The organism is Actinomadura latina NBRC 106108 (assembly GCF_001552195.1).
Classification (GTDB): Bacteria; Actinomycetota; Actinomycetes; order Streptosporangiales; family Streptosporangiaceae; genus Spirillospora; species Spirillospora latina.
Genome location: NZ_BCQS01000003.1, coordinates 927,750 through 946,770 on the forward strand (window position 1 = coordinate 927,750; position 19,021 = coordinate 946,770).

The following is a 19,021-nucleotide window of genomic DNA, read 5'->3' on the forward strand; positions in this document are numbered from 1 at the left end:
CGACTAGCCGGCCAGGGGGCGGCTAGAGCAGGTGCCCGTACTTGTCCATCCAGCCGGGGGGCAGGTCGAGCTTGTCCTCGATCTTCGGGTAGTACTCGTCGCGGCACGCCTGCTGGTCGGTGTGGGTGTTGGACGCGTTGACGCAGTCCCAGTAGCCGCTGAACTCGGTGCGCAGGAAGACCGCCATCCCGACCATCAGCACCGACATCGCCAGGCCGATCGCGCCCATCACCATGCCGGGGACGGCGCCGGGCACGGCGTCCGCCGTGCCGCGCGCCTGCCGCCGGGCCCTGATCCCGACGACGAGCGAGGCGACGCCCAGCACCAGGCCGAGCGGGTAGAAGAACAGGGAGGTCACCAGCGCGATGCCGCCGAGCCAGAGGGCCCGCACGCCGGTCTGCCGCGCCTCGGACGGTCCCGCGGGCGGCTCTCCCGCCGGCCGCCCGTCCGGGCGGTCATCGGGACGGGCCTCGCGGCCCCGCTGCTCGCTCACGTTTCGTTTCCTCCTGGCCCGTGGGTGCTGTCTGCGGTGAAGCGGCGCCGAGCCCGCCCGATAGGCTTCGTGGTGGCCGCACACCCCGTCAACGTCCACCTGGGAGTCATGGTGTCCGCCCGGCTCGTCGTCCTCGTCTCCGGCGCGGGGACCAACCTACAAGCGCTGCTCGACGCGTGCGCGGATCCAGCCTACGGGGCGGAAGTCGTGGCCGTGGGCGCGGACCGCCCCGATATCGCGGGAACCGAACGCGCAGAGCGTGTGGGTTTGCCCACTTTTACGGTCTGCATCCCGGATTTCCCGTCCCGGGACGGCTGGGACGCGGCGCTGACCGAGGCCGTCGCGAAGCACGAACCCGACCTCGTCGTCTCCGCCGGCTTCATGAAGATCCTCGGCCCGCGCTTCCTGGCGCGGTTCGGCGGCCGGACGGTCAACACCCACCCCGCGCTGCTGCCCTCCTTCCCCGGCGCCCACGCCGTACGGGACGCCCTGGCGTACGGCGTGAAGGTCACGGGCTGTACGGTTCACTTCGTCGACGAAGGCGTGGACACCGGACCCGTCATCGCCCAGGAGACCGTTCCCGTGGGCTGGCATGACGACGAAGACTCCCTGCACGAGCGGATCAAGCAGGTGGAGCGCCGGCTCCTCGTCGACGTCGTCGGACGGCTCGCCCGCGACGGCTGGACCACGCGCGGCAGGCGGGTCTCCATGAAGTGCGGGACCTGCGGTGATGCGTCCGACAGGGATTCTTCCGACGACCATGAGGGGAGCTCGGCCGGTGAGTCGGGTGGCGATTAGGCGTGCGCTGATCAGCGTGTACGACAAGACCGGGCTGGAGGAGCTGGCCCGGGGCCTGCACGAGGCCGGGGTGGAGATCGTCTCGACCGGGTCGACGGCGGGCCGGATCTCCGCCGCCGGCGTCCCGGTGATGCGGGTGGAGAAGCTCACCGGCTTCCCCGAGTGCCTGGACGGACGGGTCAAGACCCTGCACCCGAGGGTGCACGCGGGCCTGCTCGCCGACCGGCGCAAGGAGGACCACCTCCAGCAGCTCGAAGACCTCGCCGTCGAGCCGTTCGACCTGGTGATCGCGAACCTGTACCCGTTCGCCGACACGGTCGACTCGGGCGCGGGGCCGGACGAGTGCGTCGAGCAGATCGACATCGGCGGCCCGACCATGGTGCGCGCCGCCGCGAAGAACCACGCGAGCGTGTCCGTCGTCGTCGACCCGTCCGCCTACGCGACGGTCCTCGACGCGGTGCAGGCCGGCGGGTTCACCCTGGCGGAGCGCCGCCGCCTCGCCGCGCGGGCGTTCGCGCACACCGCGTCCTACGACGTGGCCGTGGCGTCCTGGTTCGCGAGCGGCTACGCCCCGGACGAGACGGCCGCCGAGACGCAGTGGCCCGACTTCCTCGGCGCCACCTGGGAGCGTTCGGACACCCTCCGGTACGGCGAGAACCCGCACCAGCGCGCGGCCCTGTACCGCTCGCCCGGCGAGACCGGGCTGGCCGGCGCGGAGCAGCTGTACGGCAAGGAGATGTCCTACAACAACTACGTGGACACCGACGCCGCCCGCCGCGCCGCCTACGACTTCACCGAGCCGTGCGTCGCGATCATCAAGCACGCCAACCCGTGCGGCATCGCGGTCGGCGCCGACATCGCCGAGGCGCACCGCAAGGCGCACGCCTGCGACCCCGTCTCGGCCTACGGCGGCGTGATCGCGGCGAACCGCCCGGTCACCGCGGACATGGCGCGGCAGGTCACCGAGAGCTTCGCCGAGGTCGTCATCGGCCCCGCCTTCGACGACGAGGCCGTCACCGTCCTCAAGAACCGGTTCAAGAACGTCCGGCTGCTGGTCTGCCCGGACGCCCCGGCCGGCGCGACCGAGTACCGGCGCATCGACGGCGGCGTCCTGCTGCAGGGCGTCGACCGCGTGGACGCGCCCGGCGACGACCCGTCCACCTGGGAACTGAAGACCGGCGAGGCCGCCGACGACGCGACGCTGCGCGACCTGGCGTTCGCGTGGCGGGCGATCCGCTCGGTGAAGTCCAACGCGATCCTGCTGGCCGCCGGCGGCGCGACCGTCGGCGTCGGCATGGGGCAGGTCAACCGGGTCGACTCCGCCAAGCTCGCCGTCGCGCGGGCCGGCGCCGAGCGGACCGCGTCCGCCGTGGGCGCGTCGGACGCGTTCTTCCCCTTCCCGGACGGCCTGGAGGTGCTGACCGAGGCGGGCGTGAAGGCGATCGTCGAGCCGGGCGGCTCCGTCAACGACGACAAGGTCATCGAGGCGGCGGAGAAGGCCGGGATCACCCTGTACTTCACCGGCGTCCGGCACTTCTACCACTGACCGGCGGCCGGCCCGGTGTGGCGGAGAACACCGCCGCACCGGGTTTGGCCCCGGATATTCCACTCCGCACTGCGGGTAGCCTCGGCCCGGCCGCGCCTTGATGACCCTCCCTTGACCCCGGCGCGGGCGTTCCATGAGGAGGCGCGATGGACGTGCTGCTCGCCGTCATGCTGAGGTCGGTGTACCTGGCGGACTCCCTGCTGATGGACTCCCGGCAGGTGATCGGGCTGATCGCGGCCTTCCTCGCCGCCGTCCTGGCCGCCCAGCTCGGCTGGCACGGCACCGACCGCATCATCACCTCGCGGCAGCGCTCCGAGGACTGACCCGCCCCGCCGCTACCATGGGTTTTCACGCGACTGGCGCGGCAAGGTGGATCACCACCGGGGAGCGAACGACAGTCCGGACACCGCGCGCCTGGGTGGACGGGACCTCGAGCCGGGCCCGGCCCCGCGGGGCCCCGGCGAGATCCACGCGGAGGAACGCATGACGGCACAGATTCTGGACGGCAAGGCCACGGCCGCCGAGATCCGCTCGAACCTCAAGGTGCGCGTCGAGGCGCTCCGCGACCGCGGCGTGACCGTCGGGCTCGGCACCGTGCTGGTCGGCGACGACCCGGGCAGCCACGCGTACGTCGGCATGAAGCACCGCGACTGCGCCGAGGTCGGCATCGAGAGCATCCGCCGCGACCTGCCCGCCACCGCCACCCAGGACGACGTCGAGCGGGCCGTCGCCGAGCTGAACGCCGACCCCGCGTGCACCGGCTACATCGTCCAGCTCCCGCTGCCGAAGGGCCTGGACGAGCAGCGCGTGCTGGAGCGCATCGACCCGGCCAAGGACGCCGACGGCCTGCACCCGGTGAACCTCGGCCGGCTCGTCCTCATGCAGCCGGGGCCGCTGCCGTGCACCCCGAAGGGCATCGTCGAGCTGCTGCGCCGCTTCGACGTCCCGATCAAGGGCGCGGAGGTCACCGTCGTCGGCCGCGGCATCACGGTCGGGCGCTCGCTCGGGCTCCTGCTGACCCGGCGCAGCGAGAACGCGACCGTCACGCTCTGCCACACGGCGACCCGCGACCTGGCCGCGCACACCCGCGCCGCCGACATCGTCGTGGCCGCCGCCGGCGTTCCGGGCCTCATCACCGCCGGCATGGTCAAGCCGGGCGCCGCCGTCCTCGACGTGGGCGTCTCCCGTGTGGACGGCAAGCTCGCGGGTGACGTCGCCGCCGACGTCCGGGAGGTCGCCGGATGGGTCGCGCCCAACCCCGGCGGTGTCGGGCCGATGACCCGCGCCATGCTGCTCGTGAACGTCGTCGAGGCCGCCGAGAAGAGCCTCTGACACGTGGCCGGGGCCGCCACTCAGCACCGAGGTGGCGGCCCCGCACACATTGCTCCTGGCCGGGCCGCGCCGTCACTTGCGCCGCCCCGTCGGAGGTTCAGCGATCGCCCTCATGCTCGCGCTGCCGGGAGGGCGACCGCAGGTTCACATCAGCTGGCCCTCCGTCCGGCCGTGCTAGGGGCCGGACGTCCCGGCCCGTGGGCGTGGCCGGGGCTGCCCGGCCTCCGGTTCTCCGTCGTCCCCCGCACTCCGGGGACCCGGCCGTCCATCGGCGGACGGCCCTGGTGCGGAACGTGCACCGGTGGCAGCGGACGGACGAGGCCCATCGCGATGACCTCGTTGGCGAGCCGGGTGCGCCGGTTGGCGCCCTCGGGGATGCGGAACTTCTGGTAGAGGCGCAGCAGGTGCTGCTTGACGGCCGCCTCCGTCACCACCAGCTCGCCGGCGATGTCGCGTGCCGTGGCGGGGGCCACGAACGCCTCGTCGGACAGGGCGGGTCGGCACAGCGAGGTCAGCACGTCGACCTCGCGGCGGGTGAGCTCGGGCGCGACGGCGCGCCGCAGTTCGACGTCCGGGTCGACCTCCTCACGGGGGATGCCCCCCAACCGGCAGCGCGCCGTGCCGAAGCTCACGACGTCACCGTCCTCCAGCACACGGCGGGCGATCGGCCGGCCGTTGACGCGCGTCCCGTTGCGGGACAGGCCCATGTCCACCACGTAGACGTACGGACCGCGTCGGACGATTTCTGCGTGCAAACGGGACACACTCGGGTCGTCGAGGCGTACGTCGACTCCTCTCCCTCTCCCGACCGTCGTAACGTCGGGGCGCAGCGGCATCACCAGCCCGCTGTCCTCGATCCGCATGAACGGCCCCTCCACGGCAGTCCTCCCAGCTAGTTAGCGACCCCTGTCTGCCGGGTTACCCGGGCGCCGTGCCGTCACACCCTCCTACTGGCGAGTAGCACCGATGGCGCAAGGGATTCCGGCCTCTCCGGCATCACCCGGGCACCCTGTGTCACACCGCTTTTCCGGCCGATGGGCGACAAGACGGACCGTTCCATCGCGGCGATGTCGTCCGGTCGCGCGATCGGCGATACCGTGAGGACCATGAGCACTCAGGTGCACCGGCGCAGGCGCAGGGCGCCGCGACGCAGGGGCGCCGCGCCGCACTGGCTGGCGCAGCTGCCGTACCTGCTCGTGCTCAGCGGGGTGGGCGCCGGCCTGACCCTGTGCGCTTTCAACTACTTCCGCAAGGGCTCCGGCCTGATGGCCGCCGCACTGCTCGTCGGCGCGCTCGCCCGGCTGCTGCTGCCCGAGTCGCAGCTCGGCCCGCTCGCCGTCCGCAGCCGGTCGGTCGACTGCTGGACGCTCGTCCTCCTCGGCGAGATGGTCGCGTTCGTGTCGCTGAGCGTCCCGCCGATGAACAAGACCGGCCTCGTCCTCGCGGGCGCGTTCGGCATCCTCATCGCCCTCACGGCCGCGGCCCGCGGCATCCGGCTGCTCATCGCCGGACGCCGCTCCGCGCCCGGAAACGGACCACCGGGCTAGTGCGTCGTCCCAGGTGGCGGCGTTCGGGGCCAGGCCAGGTCTAGACCGCGTGACCGCCTCGGCTAGCCTAGCCAGTTGAGCCTTACAAGGACTGCTGGCCAGGTGTAGGAAAGGGACAGCACAAGCATGCCCAAGATCAAAGTAGCGGGCCCGGTCGTCGAACTCGACGGCGACGAAATGACGCGGATCATCTGGAAATTCATCAAGGACCAGCTGATCCTGCCCTACCTCGATGTGGACCTGAGGTACTACGACCTGGGGATCGAGCACCGTGATGCCACGGACGACCAGGTCACCATCGACGCCGCCAACGCCATCAAGGAGCACGGCGTCGGCGTCAAGTGCGCGACCATCACCCCCGACGAGGCGCGCGTCGAGGAGTTCGGCCTGAAGAAGATGTGGCGGTCCCCGAACGGGACGATCCGCAACATCCTGGGCGGTGTGATCTTCCGCGAGCCGATCGTGGTGTCCAACATCCCGCGCCTGGTGCCGGGCTGGACCAAGCCGATCATCATCGGCCGGCACGCCCACGGCGACCAGTACAAGGCCACCGACTTCGTCGTCCCCGGCCCCGGCAAGGTGACGATCACCTTCACGCCGCGGGACGGCTCCGAGCCGATGGAGATGGAGGTCGCCGACTTCCCGGGCGGCGGCGTCGCCATGGGCATGTACAACTTCGACGACTCCATCCGCGACTTCGCGCGGACGAGCATGCGCTACGCGCTCAACCGCGAGATGCCGCTGTACCTGTCGACGAAGAACACGATCCTCAAGGCCTACGACGGCCGGTTCAAGGACCTCTTCCAGGAGATCTTCGAGACCGAGTTCAAGGCCGACTTCGAGGCCAAGGGCATCACCTACGAGCACCGGCTCATCGACGACATGGTCGCCGCCGCGCTCAAGTGGGAGGGCGGCTTCGTCTGGGCCACCAAGAACTACGACGGCGACGTCCAGTCCGACACCCTCGCCCAGGGCTTCGGCTCGCTCGGCCTCATGACGTCCGTCCTGATGACCCCGGACGGCAAGACCGTCGAGGCCGAGGCCGCGCACGGCACGGTGACCCGCCACTTCCGGCAGCACCAGCAGGGCAAGCCGACGTCGACCAACCCCATCGCGTCGATCTTCGCCTGGACCCGCGGCCTCGAGCACCGCGGCAAGCTGGACGGCGACAAGGAGCTGATCGGCTTCGCCCGCTCGCTCGAAGAGGTCTGCGTCGAGACCGTCGAGCACGGCCAGATGACCAAGGACCTGGCCCTGCTGGTCGGCGGTGACACGCCGTACCTGACCACGCAGCAGTTCCTGGAGGCGCTCGACACCAACCTCCAGAAGAAGATCAACGGCTGACCCCCCGAGTCTTCCGCCGAGGCCGTCCTGGATCCGTCCGGGGCGGCCTTCCGCGTGTTCCGGGGCGGCGCCATGCCGGTGGGTGCACCTGGGGGGTTGCCGGGTAGGGGACGCGCGATAGCCTGAACCACGGAAGTATCTCGACGGCGAGAGAAACCGCGGCGGCGCGGCTCTTCGGCGGTCGGGTTCGAAGGATGGCCGCCTGAGCCCCGTCAGGTCACTCCAGGAGAAGAAGGACAATGACGCGCACCCCAGTCACCGTCACCGTTACCGGCGCCGCGGGCCAGATCGGCTACGCGCTGCTGTTCCGCATCGCGTCCGGGCACCTCCTCGGCGCGGACGTGCCCGTACGCCTGCGCCTGCTGGAGATTCCGCAGGCGGTGAAGGCCGCCGAGGGCACCGCGATGGAGCTGGACGACTGCGCGTTCCCGCTGCTGTCCGGCATCGACATCTTCGACGACGCCACCAAGGCGTTCGAGGGGACGAACGTGGCGCTGCTCGTCGGCGCCCGCCCCCGCACGAAGGGCATGGAGCGCGGCGACCTGCTGGAGGCCAACGGCGGCATCTTCAAGCCGCAGGGCGAGGCCATCAACGCGGGCGCGGCGGACGACGTCAAGATCCTCGTGGTGGGCAACCCGGCCAACACCAACGCCCTGATCGCGCAGTCCCACGCCCCGGACGTCCCCGCCGGGCGCTTCACCGCGATGACGCGCCTCGACCACAACCGCGCCCTCGCGCAGCTGTCGAAGAAGGCCGGCGTCTCCGTCGCCGACATCAAGAAGATGACGATCTGGGGCAACCACTCCGCCACCCAGTACCCGGACATCTTCCACGCCGAGATCGCCGGCAAGAACGCCGCCGAGACGGTGAACGACCAGGCGTGGCTGGAGAACGACTTCATCCCGACCGTCGCCAAGCGCGGCGCCGCGATCATCGAGGCGCGCGGCGCCTCGTCGGCGGCGTCCGCCGCGTCGGCCGCGCTCAACCACGTGCACACCTGGGTGAACGGCACCGCCGACGGCGACTGGACGTCCATGGCGGTCGTGTCGGACGGCTCCTACGGCGTCCCCGAGGGCCTGATCTCGTCCTTCCCGGTCACCACGAAGGACGGCGAGTGGGAGATCGTCCAGGGCCTGGAGATCAACGACTTCTCCCGCGCCCGCATCGACGCGTCGGTGAACGAGCTGTCCGAGGAGCGCGACGCCGTCCGCAAGCTCGGCCTCATCTGACCTCTCCAGTGGACGAGCCCCGGACCGCACCGGTCCGGGGCTCGTCCCATGTTCGCGGGCGGCCGCGTCCACGGGAAGCGAGCGTTCCAAAATGATCTGAAGGCGTCGGTACCGGTCGCTAGTGTGTGATGGCTCGGAAAGGTGATCAGGAGGCGGACGGTGGCGGAACAGGCGTTTCAGGTGGATCTGCGGGGTGTGGTGGATCTGCTCAGCCGCCATCTCTACGCGAGCCCGCGCGTCTACCTGCGGGAACTGCTGCAGAACGCGGTGGACGCGATCACCGCGCGGGGCGCGGGCGGCCGGGTCGAGATCGAGACCGGCGGCGGCACGCTCCGGGTCCACGACGATGGGGTCGGGCTCACCGAGGACGAGGTCCACACGCTGCTGGCGACCATCGGGCGGTCGTCCAAGCGGGACGAGCTGGGGTTCGCGCGGCACGACTTCCTCGGGCAGTTCGGCATCGGGCTGCTGTCGGCGTTCCTCGTCGCGGACGAGATCGAGGTCGTGACGCGGTCGGCGCGCGGCGGTGACGCCGTCAGATGGACGGGCCGTTCGGAGGGCAGCTACCAGGTCGAGCCGGGCGAGCGAGACGAGCCCGGCACGACGGTGACGCTCCGGGCGCGTCCGGGCGCGGGGGAGTTGCTGAGCCCGGAGGTCGTGACCGAACTGGCCAGCACCTACGGATCGCTGCTGCCGGTCGATCTGGTCGTCGACGGTGTGCCGATCACGGGGGACGGGCCGCCGTGGCAGGCGTCCCACCGCGATCCGGGCGGGCGGCGGCGGGCGCTGGAGCAGTACTGCGAGGAGCTCTACGGGTTCACGCCGTTCGACGTCGTCGATCTCGACGTGCCCGAGGCGGGGCTGACCGGGGTCGCGTTCATCCTGCCCGCGCCCGTTTCGCCGACCGCGCGCGCCGCGCACCGCGTCTACCTGAAGCGGATGCTGCTGGCCGAGAGCGTCGAGGGGCTGCTCCCCGAGTGGGCGTTCTTCGCCCGCTGCGTCGTGGACGCGGGGGAGCTGCGGCCGACCGCGAGCCGCGAGGCCCTGTACGAGGACGAGCTGCTCGAATCGGCGCGGCTGGGGCTCGGGGAGGTGCTGCGGCAGTGGCTGGTGAGGCTGGCCGAGACCGACCCGGCGCGGCTCCGCGCCTTCCTGCGGCTGCACCAGCTCGGCGTGAAGGCGATGGCGCTGCACGACGACGCCATGCTGCGGATCGTCGACCGCTGGCTGGAGTACGAGACGTCCGCCGGGCCGATGACGCTGCACGAGTTCCGCCGCCGGCATCCGGACGGCCGGTTCACCGGGAGCGTGGACGAGTTCCGGCGGCTGTCGGCGGTCGCGGGCGCGCAGGGCGTCGGGCTGGTCAACGGCGGTTACGTGCACGACACCGAGATCATCGAGCGGCTGCCCGACGTGGACCCCGACATCCGGCTGGCCCGGCTGGACGCGGCGGAGCTGACCACGACGTTCGGCGTCCTCGACCCGGCGGCGGAGCTGGCGCTGCGGCCGTTCCTCGCGGCGGCGCAGCGGGCGGTGGAGCGGCTCGGCTGCGAGGTGGTCGTCCGCGACTTCGACCCCGCCTCGCTGCCCGCGCTGTACCTGACCAGCCGCGACGCGCAGTTCCGGGAGGAGCTGACGCGGGCCAGGGAGGAGGCCGGTGAGCTCTGGGCGGACGTGCTCGGCGCCGTCGACCCCACCGGTGTCGAACGACCCCAGCTGGTGCTGAACTACCGCAATCCGCTGGCCCGGCGGGTCACGTCGCTGGGCGGCGGCGGGCCGGTCGAGCCGGCCGTCCAAGCGCTGTACGGGCAGGCGCTGCTGCTCGGCCACCATCCGCTGCGGCCCGCCGACACGGCGGTGCTGAACCGTTCCTTCATCGGCCTGCTGGAGTGGGCCGTCCACTCCCCGGAGGAGCCCAAGTGAGCACGGACGACGTCTACGCGCTGATGGCGCGGTCGCAGGAACTGCCCTACGGGGAGGCCCGCACCGTCCTCGTCGAGGACGCGCTGCGCCGCGCGGAGGCGGCCGGTGACGACGTGCTGGCGTTCCACGTCCGGGTCCGGCTGACCGATGCGTACCGGTACGGCGGCGAGCCCGCGAAGGCGTTCGCGACGTTCAGCCGGACGCTCGCCGACCACGACCGCGACCCGGGCCGGTTCGACGAGACGCACGGTCTGCTGTGGCAGATGAAGGCGATCGTCAGCTCCCTCACCCTCTTCCCCGAGATCCCGCTGGACCGTACCTACGCCGTGCTGGACGACATGGAGCGGCGCTACAAGGCCGGCGGGCACAGCCTCCAGGCCGTGTATCACTACCGCAACGTGGTGGCGCGGCACGTCGGCGACGGGACGGCCGACGAGTGGTACGTGAAGTGGCGCGCCGCCGAACGCGATGAGCTGTCCGACTGCGAGGGGTGCGACCCCACCGGCATGGCCCGCCACCTCGTCGAGGCCGGCCGCCATGAGGAGGCGTTCGAGATCGCCGCGCCGGTGCTGACGGCGCAGCTGAACTGCAACGAGCAGCCGCAGTCGATCCAGACGTCACTGCTGCCGGTGTACCTGCGGACGGGCCGTGCCGAGCAGGCCGCCGACGCGCACCGCCGCGCCTACCGGGTGCACCGGACGCGGCTCGCCGACCTCGGCGACATCGCCGAGCACCTGGAGTTCTGCGCGGTCACCGGCAACGAGGCGCGCGGCCTGGAGATCCTGCAGCGGCATCTCGGCTGGCTGGACCGCGCCCCCAGCGCGTACCCGGACATGGGGTTCTCCGCCGCGGCGGCCCTCCTCCTCGGCCGGCTGACGGCCGCCGGGCACGGTGCCACGACGATCCGGCGCCCCGCCGCGGACGGCCGCCCGGCCGCCGACGTCCCCCTGTCCGGGCTGCACGCCGAGCTGGCGGAACGCGCGACGGGGCTCGCCGCCCGGTTCGACGCCCGCAACGGCACGTCCCACCAGGGCGACCGGGTGCGCGCCACGCTGGCCGCCGAGCCGGTCATCGGCTTCCTCCCGCTGGCGGCGCACCACCGCCGCCCGGCGGCCCAGGCCCCCGCACCGGAACCCGCCCCGCGGGACGACCTCGCCTCCCTCGACGACCTCGACGATCTCGACGAACTGCTCGACACCGCCGACCGGTGCCGCAGGAAGAAGGACCTGCCGGGGATGCTGGCGGCGTGGCGCCGGTTCGACGCCGTGGCCGCGACGACCGAGCCGACGCCGCTGCAGCATGCCCGCCGCCTGGACGCCCGGGGCGTCGAGCACGCCGTCGACCGCGCCGGCCGGGAGGCGGTCGAATGCTGGGAGGAGGCGGCCCGGCTGTTCGGCGAGCTGGGCGACGAGACGCGCCGGCACCGCACCCTCGGCCGGCTCGGCGCGCTGCGCGTCGACCTCGGCGACGCGGGCGGGCTCGACCAGGTGATCGCCTCGGCCGAGCACTGCACCGCGCACCCGGTGGAGGCCGATGACGCGCCGGCCGCGCTGCTCCGCCTCGCCGCCGCTTACCTCAGGCTCGACCGCCCCGCCGACGCCCTCACCGCGCTGGACCGGGCCGCCGCCGGCGACGCGCCCGACCGCGCCGGTGAGCTGTGGTACCTGCGGGGGCAGGCGCTGCTGATGTCCGGCGAGACCGACGACGGGATCGCGGCGCTGCGCCGCTCCGCCGAGCTGTCCCGCGCGTCCGGCGACCCCGAGGAGATCGCCGCGCCCGCGCTGCAGCTCGCGCGGGCGGTGGCGCGGCGGCAGAACGCCCCGGACGAGGAGACCCTCGCGCTGCTGGACGAGGCGCTCGCCGCGATGCCCGGCCCGTCCCCGCTGCGCGCCGCCGCCCTCGCCGAGCGCGGCGCCTCGCTGATCGCCCTGGACCGCCCGGCCGACGGCGTCCCCGACCTCGTCGAGGCCATCGCGGAGTGGACGGCCGAGGGCATGCACGAGAACGCCGTCCACCTGCGGGTGGACCTCGCCGGCGGCTACCTGTCGACCGACCGGCCGCTGGAGGCCGCCGAGGCCGCCGAAGAGGTCCTGCAGGCCCTCCCCGAACCCGGCGGCGACGCCGACCCGTCCGTCCACCACGCGAGGCAGCGCGCCCGGCTGGTCCTGGCGCACGCGCAGAAGCAGCTCCGCGAGGAGGGCGCCGCCGCGACGTTCGCGTCCCTCGCCGACGACGCGGCCCGCGACGGGGAGCACGGCGCCGAGGCCCACTTCCGCTACGAGGCCGCCGACGTCCTGACGGAACTCGACATGGACGGCCCGGCCGCCGAGCGGTACGCCGAGTCCGCCGAGGCGTACGAGAAGGCGGGCGACCCGTACGGCGTGGTCCGCGCCCGCCGCCGCGCCGCGGTGTGCCTGATGTGGAGCGGCGACGTCGACGCGGCCGTCCCCGCCATGGAGACGGCCCGCGCCGCGCTGGCGGGCCTGCCCCCGGACAACGAGCCCGCCCGCGTCTGGGAGACCGCCCTGACGTCGTTCGAGCAGGCTCGCGTCCTGGCCCGGGCGGGCCGCGTGGACGACGCCGCTGCCCACGCGTCCGCCGCCGTGGACGGCTTCACCGCGCTCGACCAGACCGGCCCCGCCGAGGAGGCCACCCGCCTGCTGGAGGACATCCGGGCCGCGCTCGGCTGACGTGCCGCGCCCTACGGCTGACGTGCCCCGTCCTACGGCTCGCGGAGATCAGCTGAGCCGGTGAGCGGCCCGGGAGGGTATCGCGTCCAGGAACTCCGGGGGCGTCCAGGCCCGCTTCGCGTAGGCCGCCGTGATGGCTTCGCGGACCTTGTCCGCGCGGGCCGCAGGCGTCAGGACGATGACGGAGCCGCCGAAGCCGCCGCCGACCATGCGGCCGCCGCGGGCGCCCGCCCGGAGCGCCGCGTCGACGGTGACGTCGGCCTCGGGCCACGAGATCTCGAACTGGTCGCGCAGGGACAGGTGCGAGGCGTTCAGCATCCCGCCGAACTCGGGGAGGGCGCCCGCGCGCAGCAGGCCGACGCTCGCCTCGACGCGGTGGTTCTCGGTGACGACGTGCTGGACGCGGCGGCGCAGCACCGGGTCGCGCAGGCTCCCCAGCGCGGCGGCCAGATCCTTGACGTCGCGCAGCGCGTCCACGCCGAGCAGGGACGCGGCCTCCTCGCATTCGGCGCGGCGGCGGCCGTATTCGCCGCCGGTCAGGGTGTGCGAGGCGCGCGTGTCCACGACCAGAAGGCTCAGCCCGGCGGCGGCCGGGTCGAACGGGACCTGGGACGACAGCTCGCTGCGGCAGTCGAGCAGGAGCGCGTGCCCCGCCTCGCACAGCAGGGACGCCGACTGGTCCATCAGCCCGCACGGCATGCCGACCTGCTCGTTCTCCGCGCGCTGCGCCAGCCGGGCCAGCGCGGGACGGTCGATCTCCACGCCGTACAGGTCGCGGAGCGCCAGCGCCGTCGCGCACTCCAGCGCGGCGGACGACGACAGCCCCGCCCCCTGCGGGAGGTCGGAGTCGATCAGCAGCGACGCGCCGCCCGTCCCGTACTCGCGCAGCACCCGCGCCACACCGACCGGGTACGCCGCCCAGGCGCGCTCGGCGGGCCACCCCTCGGAGACGACCGGCGGGCCGTCCACCGGGGCGGTCACGACGGTGGACGCCTGCCGGGACCGCACCTCGACCATGCCGTCGTCGCGGCGCGCGGCGGCCACCGAGACGCCGCGCGACAGCGCGAACGGCAGCACGAACCCGTCGTTGTAGTCGGTGTGCTCGCCGATCAGGTTGACCCTGCCGGGCGCGTGCCAGACACCGTCCGGCGCGCGCCCGTAGGCGTCCGCGAAGCCGTCGGTCATCGGGACCGCAGGAAGGTCCACGCGTCGGCGATCATGGTGCGCAGGTCCCGCTCGGGCTTCCAGCCGAGCTGCGCCTGGATCTTCTCCGAGGAGGCGATCAGCACGGCCGGGTCGCCGGCCCGGCGCGGCGCCGCCTCTGCGGGGATCTCGCGGCCGGTGACCTCGCGGCACGCGTCCACGACCTCCTTCACGGAGTAGCCGCTGCCGCTTCCCAGGTTGAAGATCTGGTGGGTGCCCGGCTCGCAGGCGTCCAGCGCGAGCAGGTGGGCGCGGCCGAGGTCGACCACGTGGATGTAGTCGCGCACGCAGGTGCCGTCCGGCGTCGGGTAGTCGTCGCCGAACATCTTCACCGCCGCGCCGTCGCCCTGCGCGATCTTCAGCACGTTCGGGATCAGGTGGGTCTCGACGGTGTGCCGCTCGCCGAGCCGCCCGTAGGCGCCCGCCACGTTGAAGTACCGCAGCGACACCCCGCCGACGCCGTGCAGCCGCGCGTACTCGGCGAGGGCCGTGTCGATCGCCAGCTTGGTCGCGCCGTACGGGTTGGTCGGACGGGCCGGGTCGGTCTCCAGGATCGGCGTCGACTCCGGCTCCCCATAGGTCGCGGCCGTCGAGGAGAACACGATCCGGGGCACGCCGGCGACGCGCATCGCGTCCAGCAGCGCCAGCGACTCGCCGAGGTTCTTGTCCCAGTAGAGGCCGGGGTTCTCCACCGACTCGCCGACGAGGGACTTGGCCGCGAAGTGCAGGACGGCGTCGAACCCGGCGCCGCCGAGGACGTCCGCGGCCGTGTCGCGCAGCGTGCCGCGCACCAGCCTGGCCCCCTCCGGCACCGCGTCCTCGTGCCCGGTGGACAGATCGTCGAGCACCACGACCTCGTGCCCCGCCTCCAGGAGCAGAGCGGAGACGACACTGCCGACATAGCCGGCGCCTCCGGTGACGAGCAGCTTCACTGACGGACCTCCACGAAGAAGACTCTGGGACGGCGGGGTCCTCCCAGGCTATCCGGAACGCCGATCTGGGAAGGCTGAATGCATGGACCGGACGCCGCCCCGGCGGCCGGCGGGTCTCGCGCGCCCGCTGGTCTGGCTGCTGTCCCGCTCGGCCAGCCTGGTCGTACGGCTGTCGGGCGGCGACCCGGAAGCGCTGCGCGAGGAGATCACCGCGGAGCGGATGCGGGCGCTCGTGGCGCGGAACACCCAGCTCACCGCCGAGGAGCGGGCACTGATCGGGGAGGTGTTCGCGGCGGGGGAGCGGCCGCTGCGCGAGGTCCTGGTGCCGCGCACCGAGGTGGTGTTCCTGGACGCGACGCTCCCCGTCCGCGCCGCCGCCCGGCTCGCCGCGCGCAGCCCGCACTCCCGGTTCCCCGTCTGCCGCGACTCCCACGACGAGGTGGTCGGGTTCGTGCACATCCGCGACCTGCTGGCGCCCGAGCCGCCGGAGAAGGACGTGCCGGTGGGCGACCTGGTGCGCCCGGTGAAGTTCCTGCCGCCCTCGAAGCGGGTCCTGCCGGCGCTGTCGGAGATGCGCAGCGAGGGCTGCCACCTGGCGATCGTCATGGACGAGTACGGGGGCGTCGCCGGGATCGTCACGCTGGAGGACCTCCTGGAGGAGCTCATCGGCGACATCCGCGACGAATATGATGTGCAGGACGCGCAGGCACGGCGCCTGCACGGCGGGGTGGTCGAGGTCGACGGCCTGCTCAACCTGGACGACTTCGCCGCCGAGACCGGCATCCGGCTGCCGGACGGGCCGTACGAGACGGTCGCCGGGCACATCATGGCGGTGCTGCGCCGGGTGCCCGCCGAGGGCGACTCGGTGGAGGCCGGCGGCCGCAGCCTCGCGGTGGCCCGGATGGACGGCCGGCGGGTGGCCCGGGTGCGCGTCATGCCGCGCGCGACGCCGCAGGCCCTGCCGGTGCCGCCCGGCACGCCGTCCGCGACCCCGCGGGCGGTGACCGGCGACGCCGCCGCCGGTCCGCTCGGCGAGCGGGCCACCGGGGGCGGAGTCTCGAGTGACACCTGAGAGAATCGTGCACATGCCCGAAGCGCCCAGCCAGTCCGAAGCGCCCAGCCAGCCGGCGTCCGGAACCACCGCGGTGACGCCGCGCGTGTTCTCCGGCATCCAGCCCACCGCCGACTCCTTCCACCTCGGCAACTATCTGGGCGCGCTCCGGCAGTGGGTCGCGATGCAGGAGACGCACGAGGCGTTCTACTGCGTGGTCGACCTGCACGCGATCACGGTCGAGCAGGACCCCGATCTGCTGCGCCGCCGCACGAAGGTCGCCGCCGCGCAGCTGTTCGCGATGGGCCTGGACCCCGAGCGCGCCACCGTGTTCGTGCAGAGCCACGTCCCCGAGCACGCGGAGCTGGCGTGGGTGCTCGGCTGCCTCACCGGGTTCGGCGAGGCGGGCCGGATGACCCAGTTCAAGGACAAGTCGTCCAAGCAGGGCTCGGCCGGGACGAGCGTCGGCCTGTTCACCTACCCGGTGCTGCAGGCCGCCGACATCCTGCTCTACACGCCCGACCCGGCGGCCGGCCGGCCGCTGCGGGTGCCCGTCGGCGAGGACCAGCGGCAGCACCTGGAGCTGACCCGCACCCTCGCGCAGCGGTTCAACCACCGGTTCGGCGAGACGTTCGTGCAGCCGGACGCGCACATCCCCGAGGGCGCCGCGAAGATCACCGACCTGCAGGAGCCGGGCGCGAAGATGAGCAAGTCGGCGTCCTCGCCGCAGGGGATCATCGACGTGCTGGAGGAGCCCGGCCCGATGCGCAAGAAGATCATGCGCGCGGTCACCGACACCGGCTCCGAGGTCGTCTACGACGAGGAGAAGAAGGCCGGCATCACCAACCTGCTGCGGATCTACGCCGCGCTGGAGGGCACGTCCGTCCCCGACCTGGAGGCCCGCTACGAGGGCTCCGGCTACGGGCAGTTCAAGAAGGACCTCGCGCAGGTCGTCCTCGACACGTTCACGCCGATCAGGGAGCGCACCCTCAAGCTGCTGGACGACGAGGACCACCTCGACCGGCTCCTCGCCCAGGGCGCCGGGCGCGCCTCCGAGGTCGCCGTGCGGACGATGGAGACGGTGCGCGAACGGGTGGGATTCGTGGGACGTGGTCGCTGACCGCGCACCGCTCGACGGCGACGCCGCGGGGGGCCAGGGGGAGGCCCCCTCCGCGGCCCAGACCACGATGACCGGGGGCATTCCGGCGGTGTCCCGGCCCGGCCGCCGCGCGATCGGCGTCGCCATCCCGATCCCCGACCCGTACGGCACGTACCTGCAGGCCAGGCGCGCCTCGTTCGGCGACCCGCTCGCGCACGCGATCCCGACGCACATCACGCTGCTCCCGCCGACCGAGGTGGCCGAGGCCGCGCTGGACGGCATCCACGAGCACCTGATCGGGATCGCACACGCCGAGCGCCCGTTCCCGATCAGGCTGCGCGGCAGCGGAACGTTCCGGCCGGTGTCCCCGGTCGTGTTCGTGGCGCTCGCCGAGGGGATCGGCGGCTGCGAGCGCGTCCAGGAGAAGGTCATGTCGGGCCCTCTCGGCCGGCCGCTGCCGTTCCCCTACCACCCGCACGTCACCATCGCCCACCACCTGCCCGACGACGTCATGGACCGCGCGTTCAAGGAACTCGCCGCCTACAGCGCCGACTTCCTGGCCTGGGGCTTCTCCCTCTACGAGCACGGCCTGGACGGTGTCTGGCGCCGCCGGTGCGACTACATCTTCGGCGACGGCGCCACTGTCTATCGGGGGGACGACCCCCCGGACCCCCCGGCCGCGCGGCACGAGTCTCCTCGCTCCGGTCGCTAGCGCTCCCCGCGCTGCGGGGACGCGGCGCGCCGGGCATCGATGCGCTGGGTTGAACGAGTGATTACCGAATGCGGTATCGAGTCGGGCGGTGTGGGTACGTTGCGTAGATGCGGCAGGTGATCAATCGAGTGCAGGGGCGGATCGAGTCCCTGTTCGGCAAGGGGAAGGGCCTGCTGCGGGGCGCGCGGGAGCGGTGGCGGTGGTTCGACCACCAGGTCCGGGCGTTCGAGCGGTACCAGGATCGGCGCGGCGACCGGCTCGCCGCCGCGCTCACGTGCTACGCGTTCCTGTCGTTCTTCCCGCTGCTGGCGCTCGCGTACTCGCTGCTCGGCTACCTCGTCGGAGTCAGCGCGCAGGCCCGCGACTACTTCGTCCGGGCGATCAACTCGCAGCTGCCCGGGCTCGGGGGCCAGCTGCAGGTCGAGCAGATCGCCCAGTCCAAGACGGCCGTCGGGGTGCTGGGCCTGGTCGCGCTGCTGTTCACCGGGCTCGGCTGGGTGCAGGTGCTGCGCGAGTCGCTGCGCGACATCTGGGGCAACGAGCCGGGCGGCGGCGGCAACTACGTCCTGATGCGGGTCTGGGACGCCGCCGTGCTGGCGTTCCTCGGCGTGATCCTCATCTCCGGGATGGCGGTCACGACGGTCACGAACTCCGCCACGCACACCGTCCTCGGCTGGCTCGGGTGGGACGACGTGACCGGTGCCGGGACGGGGCTGCGGCTGCTGTCGCTGGGCTGCGCGATCATGTTCGACACCGTGGTGTTCCTGGTGCTGTTCAGCCGGCTGTCGGGCACCCGCGCGCCGTGGCGGCGGATCATCCGGGGCGCGCTGTTCGGCGCCGTGGGGTTCGAGATCCTGAAGCAGGTCGCGGCGCTCCTGCTCGCCCGGACGACGCAGAACCCCGTCTACGGCACGTTCGCCGTCCTGGTGGGGCTGATGGTGTGGATCAACATCGCGTCCCGGTTCGCGCTGTTCGCCGCCGCGTGGACGGCGACGCGCCGGGTCGTCCTCACCGCCGACGCCGACAACCCGGAGAACTGCGCCGAGCATGCCGAGGTGGAGGCGCTCCAGGAACGCGCCGAGGCCGGCGAGGAGCCCTCGTCCGCGCCTTCGGCGCGCTGAC

General features: G+C 72.8%; 17 protein-coding genes and 1 riboswitch. Of the genes, 13 read left to right on the top strand and 4 right to left on the bottom strand.

The window, feature by feature from the left end; all coding sequences use genetic code 11:
• Positions 1–22 precede the first annotated feature (22 nt).
• Positions 23–493, bottom strand: coding sequence for a DUF4190 domain-containing protein (locus AL2_RS05215; RefSeq protein WP_067629617.1), 471 nt, complete (start codon positions 491–493; stop codon positions 23–25).
• 108 nt (positions 494–601) lie between these two features.
• On the opposite strand from AL2_RS05215, the gene purN reads away from it, so the two are divergent.
• From purN to AL2_RS05230, 4 genes are all read left to right on the top strand, one after another.
• Entirely contained in the window at positions 602–1,291 is a 690-nt protein-coding gene (gene purN, locus AL2_RS05220) for a phosphoribosylglycinamide formyltransferase (RefSeq protein WP_067630398.1), read from the top strand.
• Complete coding sequence (purH, locus tag AL2_RS05225; protein ID WP_218003628.1) at positions 1,272–2,837, top strand: bifunctional phosphoribosylaminoimidazolecarboxamide formyltransferase/IMP cyclohydrolase; 1,566 nt, start codon at positions 1,272–1,274, stop codon at positions 2,835–2,837. Before purN ends, purH begins: the two co-directional genes overlap by 20 nt.
• Positions 2,838–2,983: 146 nt before the next feature.
• Entirely contained in the window at positions 2,984–3,160 is a 177-nt protein-coding gene (locus tag AL2_RS37245) for a hypothetical protein (RefSeq protein ID WP_157438007.1), read from the top strand.
• Between the two features lie 19 nt (positions 3,161–3,179).
• A riboswitch (ZMP/ZTP riboswitch) is annotated at positions 3,180–3,264 on the top strand.
• 56 nt (positions 3,265–3,320) lie between these two features.
• The gene (locus AL2_RS05230) at positions 3,321–4,169 is read left to right on the top strand and encodes a bifunctional methylenetetrahydrofolate dehydrogenase/methenyltetrahydrofolate cyclohydrolase (RefSeq protein WP_067629649.1); all 849 of its coding nucleotides are present in this window, start codon (positions 3,321–3,323) and stop codon (positions 4,167–4,169) included.
• Positions 4,170–4,318: 149 nt separating this feature from the next.
• Here AL2_RS05230 and AL2_RS05235 read toward each other — a convergent pair whose 3' ends face one another.
• Positions 4,319–5,047: an FHA domain-containing protein gene (locus tag AL2_RS05235; RefSeq protein WP_067629652.1), complete on the bottom strand. Its 729-nt coding sequence runs from the start codon at positions 5,045–5,047 to the stop codon at positions 4,319–4,321.
• A gap of 228 nt (positions 5,048–5,275) precedes the next feature.
• Between AL2_RS05235 and AL2_RS05240 the strand changes: the two genes are divergently transcribed.
• From AL2_RS05240 to AL2_RS38300, 5 genes are all read left to right on the top strand, one after another.
• Positions 5,276–5,716 carry a DUF3017 domain-containing protein gene (locus AL2_RS05240; RefSeq protein WP_083946050.1) on the top strand — a complete coding sequence of 147 codons (441 nt, stop codon included), beginning with the start codon at positions 5,276–5,278 and terminating at the stop codon, positions 5,714–5,716.
• A gap of 126 nt (positions 5,717–5,842) precedes the next feature.
• Positions 5,843–7,060, top strand: a complete 1,218-nt coding sequence (locus AL2_RS05245; RefSeq protein ID WP_067629657.1) for an NADP-dependent isocitrate dehydrogenase — start codon at positions 5,843–5,845, stop codon at positions 7,058–7,060.
• A gap of 239 nt (positions 7,061–7,299) precedes the next feature.
• On the top strand, positions 7,300–8,289 hold the full coding sequence (locus tag AL2_RS05250) for a malate dehydrogenase (protein WP_067629659.1): 990 nt from the start codon (positions 7,300–7,302) through the stop codon (positions 8,287–8,289).
• Positions 8,290–8,448: 159 nt separating this feature from the next.
• Positions 8,449–10,212, top strand: coding sequence for an HSP90 family protein (locus AL2_RS05255; RefSeq protein ID WP_067629662.1), 1,764 nt, complete (start codon positions 8,449–8,451; stop codon positions 10,210–10,212).
• Positions 10,209–12,902 (top strand): hypothetical protein, encoded by a 2,694-nt coding sequence (locus AL2_RS38300; RefSeq protein ID WP_067629665.1) that lies wholly within the window; start codon positions 10,209–10,211, stop codon positions 12,900–12,902. The genes AL2_RS05255 and AL2_RS38300 overlap by 4 nt, the downstream gene beginning before the upstream one ends.
• A gap of 48 nt (positions 12,903–12,950) precedes the next feature.
• Here the strand turns inward: AL2_RS38300 and galK are convergent, their stop codons facing one another.
• Together galK and galE are read right to left on the bottom strand one after the other, a co-directional pair.
• Complete coding sequence (gene galK / locus AL2_RS05265; RefSeq protein WP_067629668.1) at positions 12,951–14,087, bottom strand: galactokinase; 1,137 nt, start codon at positions 14,085–14,087, stop codon at positions 12,951–12,953.
• A complete protein-coding gene (gene galE / locus AL2_RS05270; protein ID WP_067629672.1) occupies positions 14,084–15,037 on the bottom strand; it encodes a UDP-glucose 4-epimerase GalE in 954 nt (317 codons plus the stop codon). Before galE ends, galK begins: the two co-directional genes overlap by 4 nt.
• Before the next feature lie 82 nt (positions 15,038–15,119).
• Between galE and AL2_RS05275 the strand changes: the two genes are divergently transcribed.
• The 4 genes from AL2_RS05275 (at position 15,120) to AL2_RS05290 (ending at position 19,020) form a co-directional block, all read left to right on the top strand.
• The gene (locus AL2_RS05275) at positions 15,120–16,109 is read left to right on the top strand and encodes a hemolysin family protein (protein WP_067629675.1); all 990 of its coding nucleotides are present in this window, start codon (positions 15,120–15,122) and stop codon (positions 16,107–16,109) included.
• 13 nt (positions 16,110–16,122) lie between these two features.
• Positions 16,123–17,208 carry a tryptophan--tRNA ligase gene (gene trpS / locus AL2_RS05280; protein ID WP_083945940.1) on the top strand — a complete coding sequence of 362 codons (1,086 nt, stop codon included), beginning with the start codon at positions 16,123–16,125 and terminating at the stop codon, positions 17,206–17,208.
• Positions 17,198–17,899, top strand: coding sequence for a 2'-5' RNA ligase family protein (locus AL2_RS05285; RefSeq protein ID WP_245666329.1), 702 nt, complete (start codon positions 17,198–17,200; stop codon positions 17,897–17,899). Before trpS ends, AL2_RS05285 begins: the two co-directional genes overlap by 11 nt.
• Positions 17,900–18,006: 107 nt before the next feature.
• On the top strand, positions 18,007–19,020 hold the full coding sequence (locus AL2_RS05290) for a YihY/virulence factor BrkB family protein (RefSeq protein WP_067629678.1): 1,014 nt from the start codon (positions 18,007–18,009) through the stop codon (positions 19,018–19,020).
• Position 19,021: the final 1 nt, after the last annotated feature.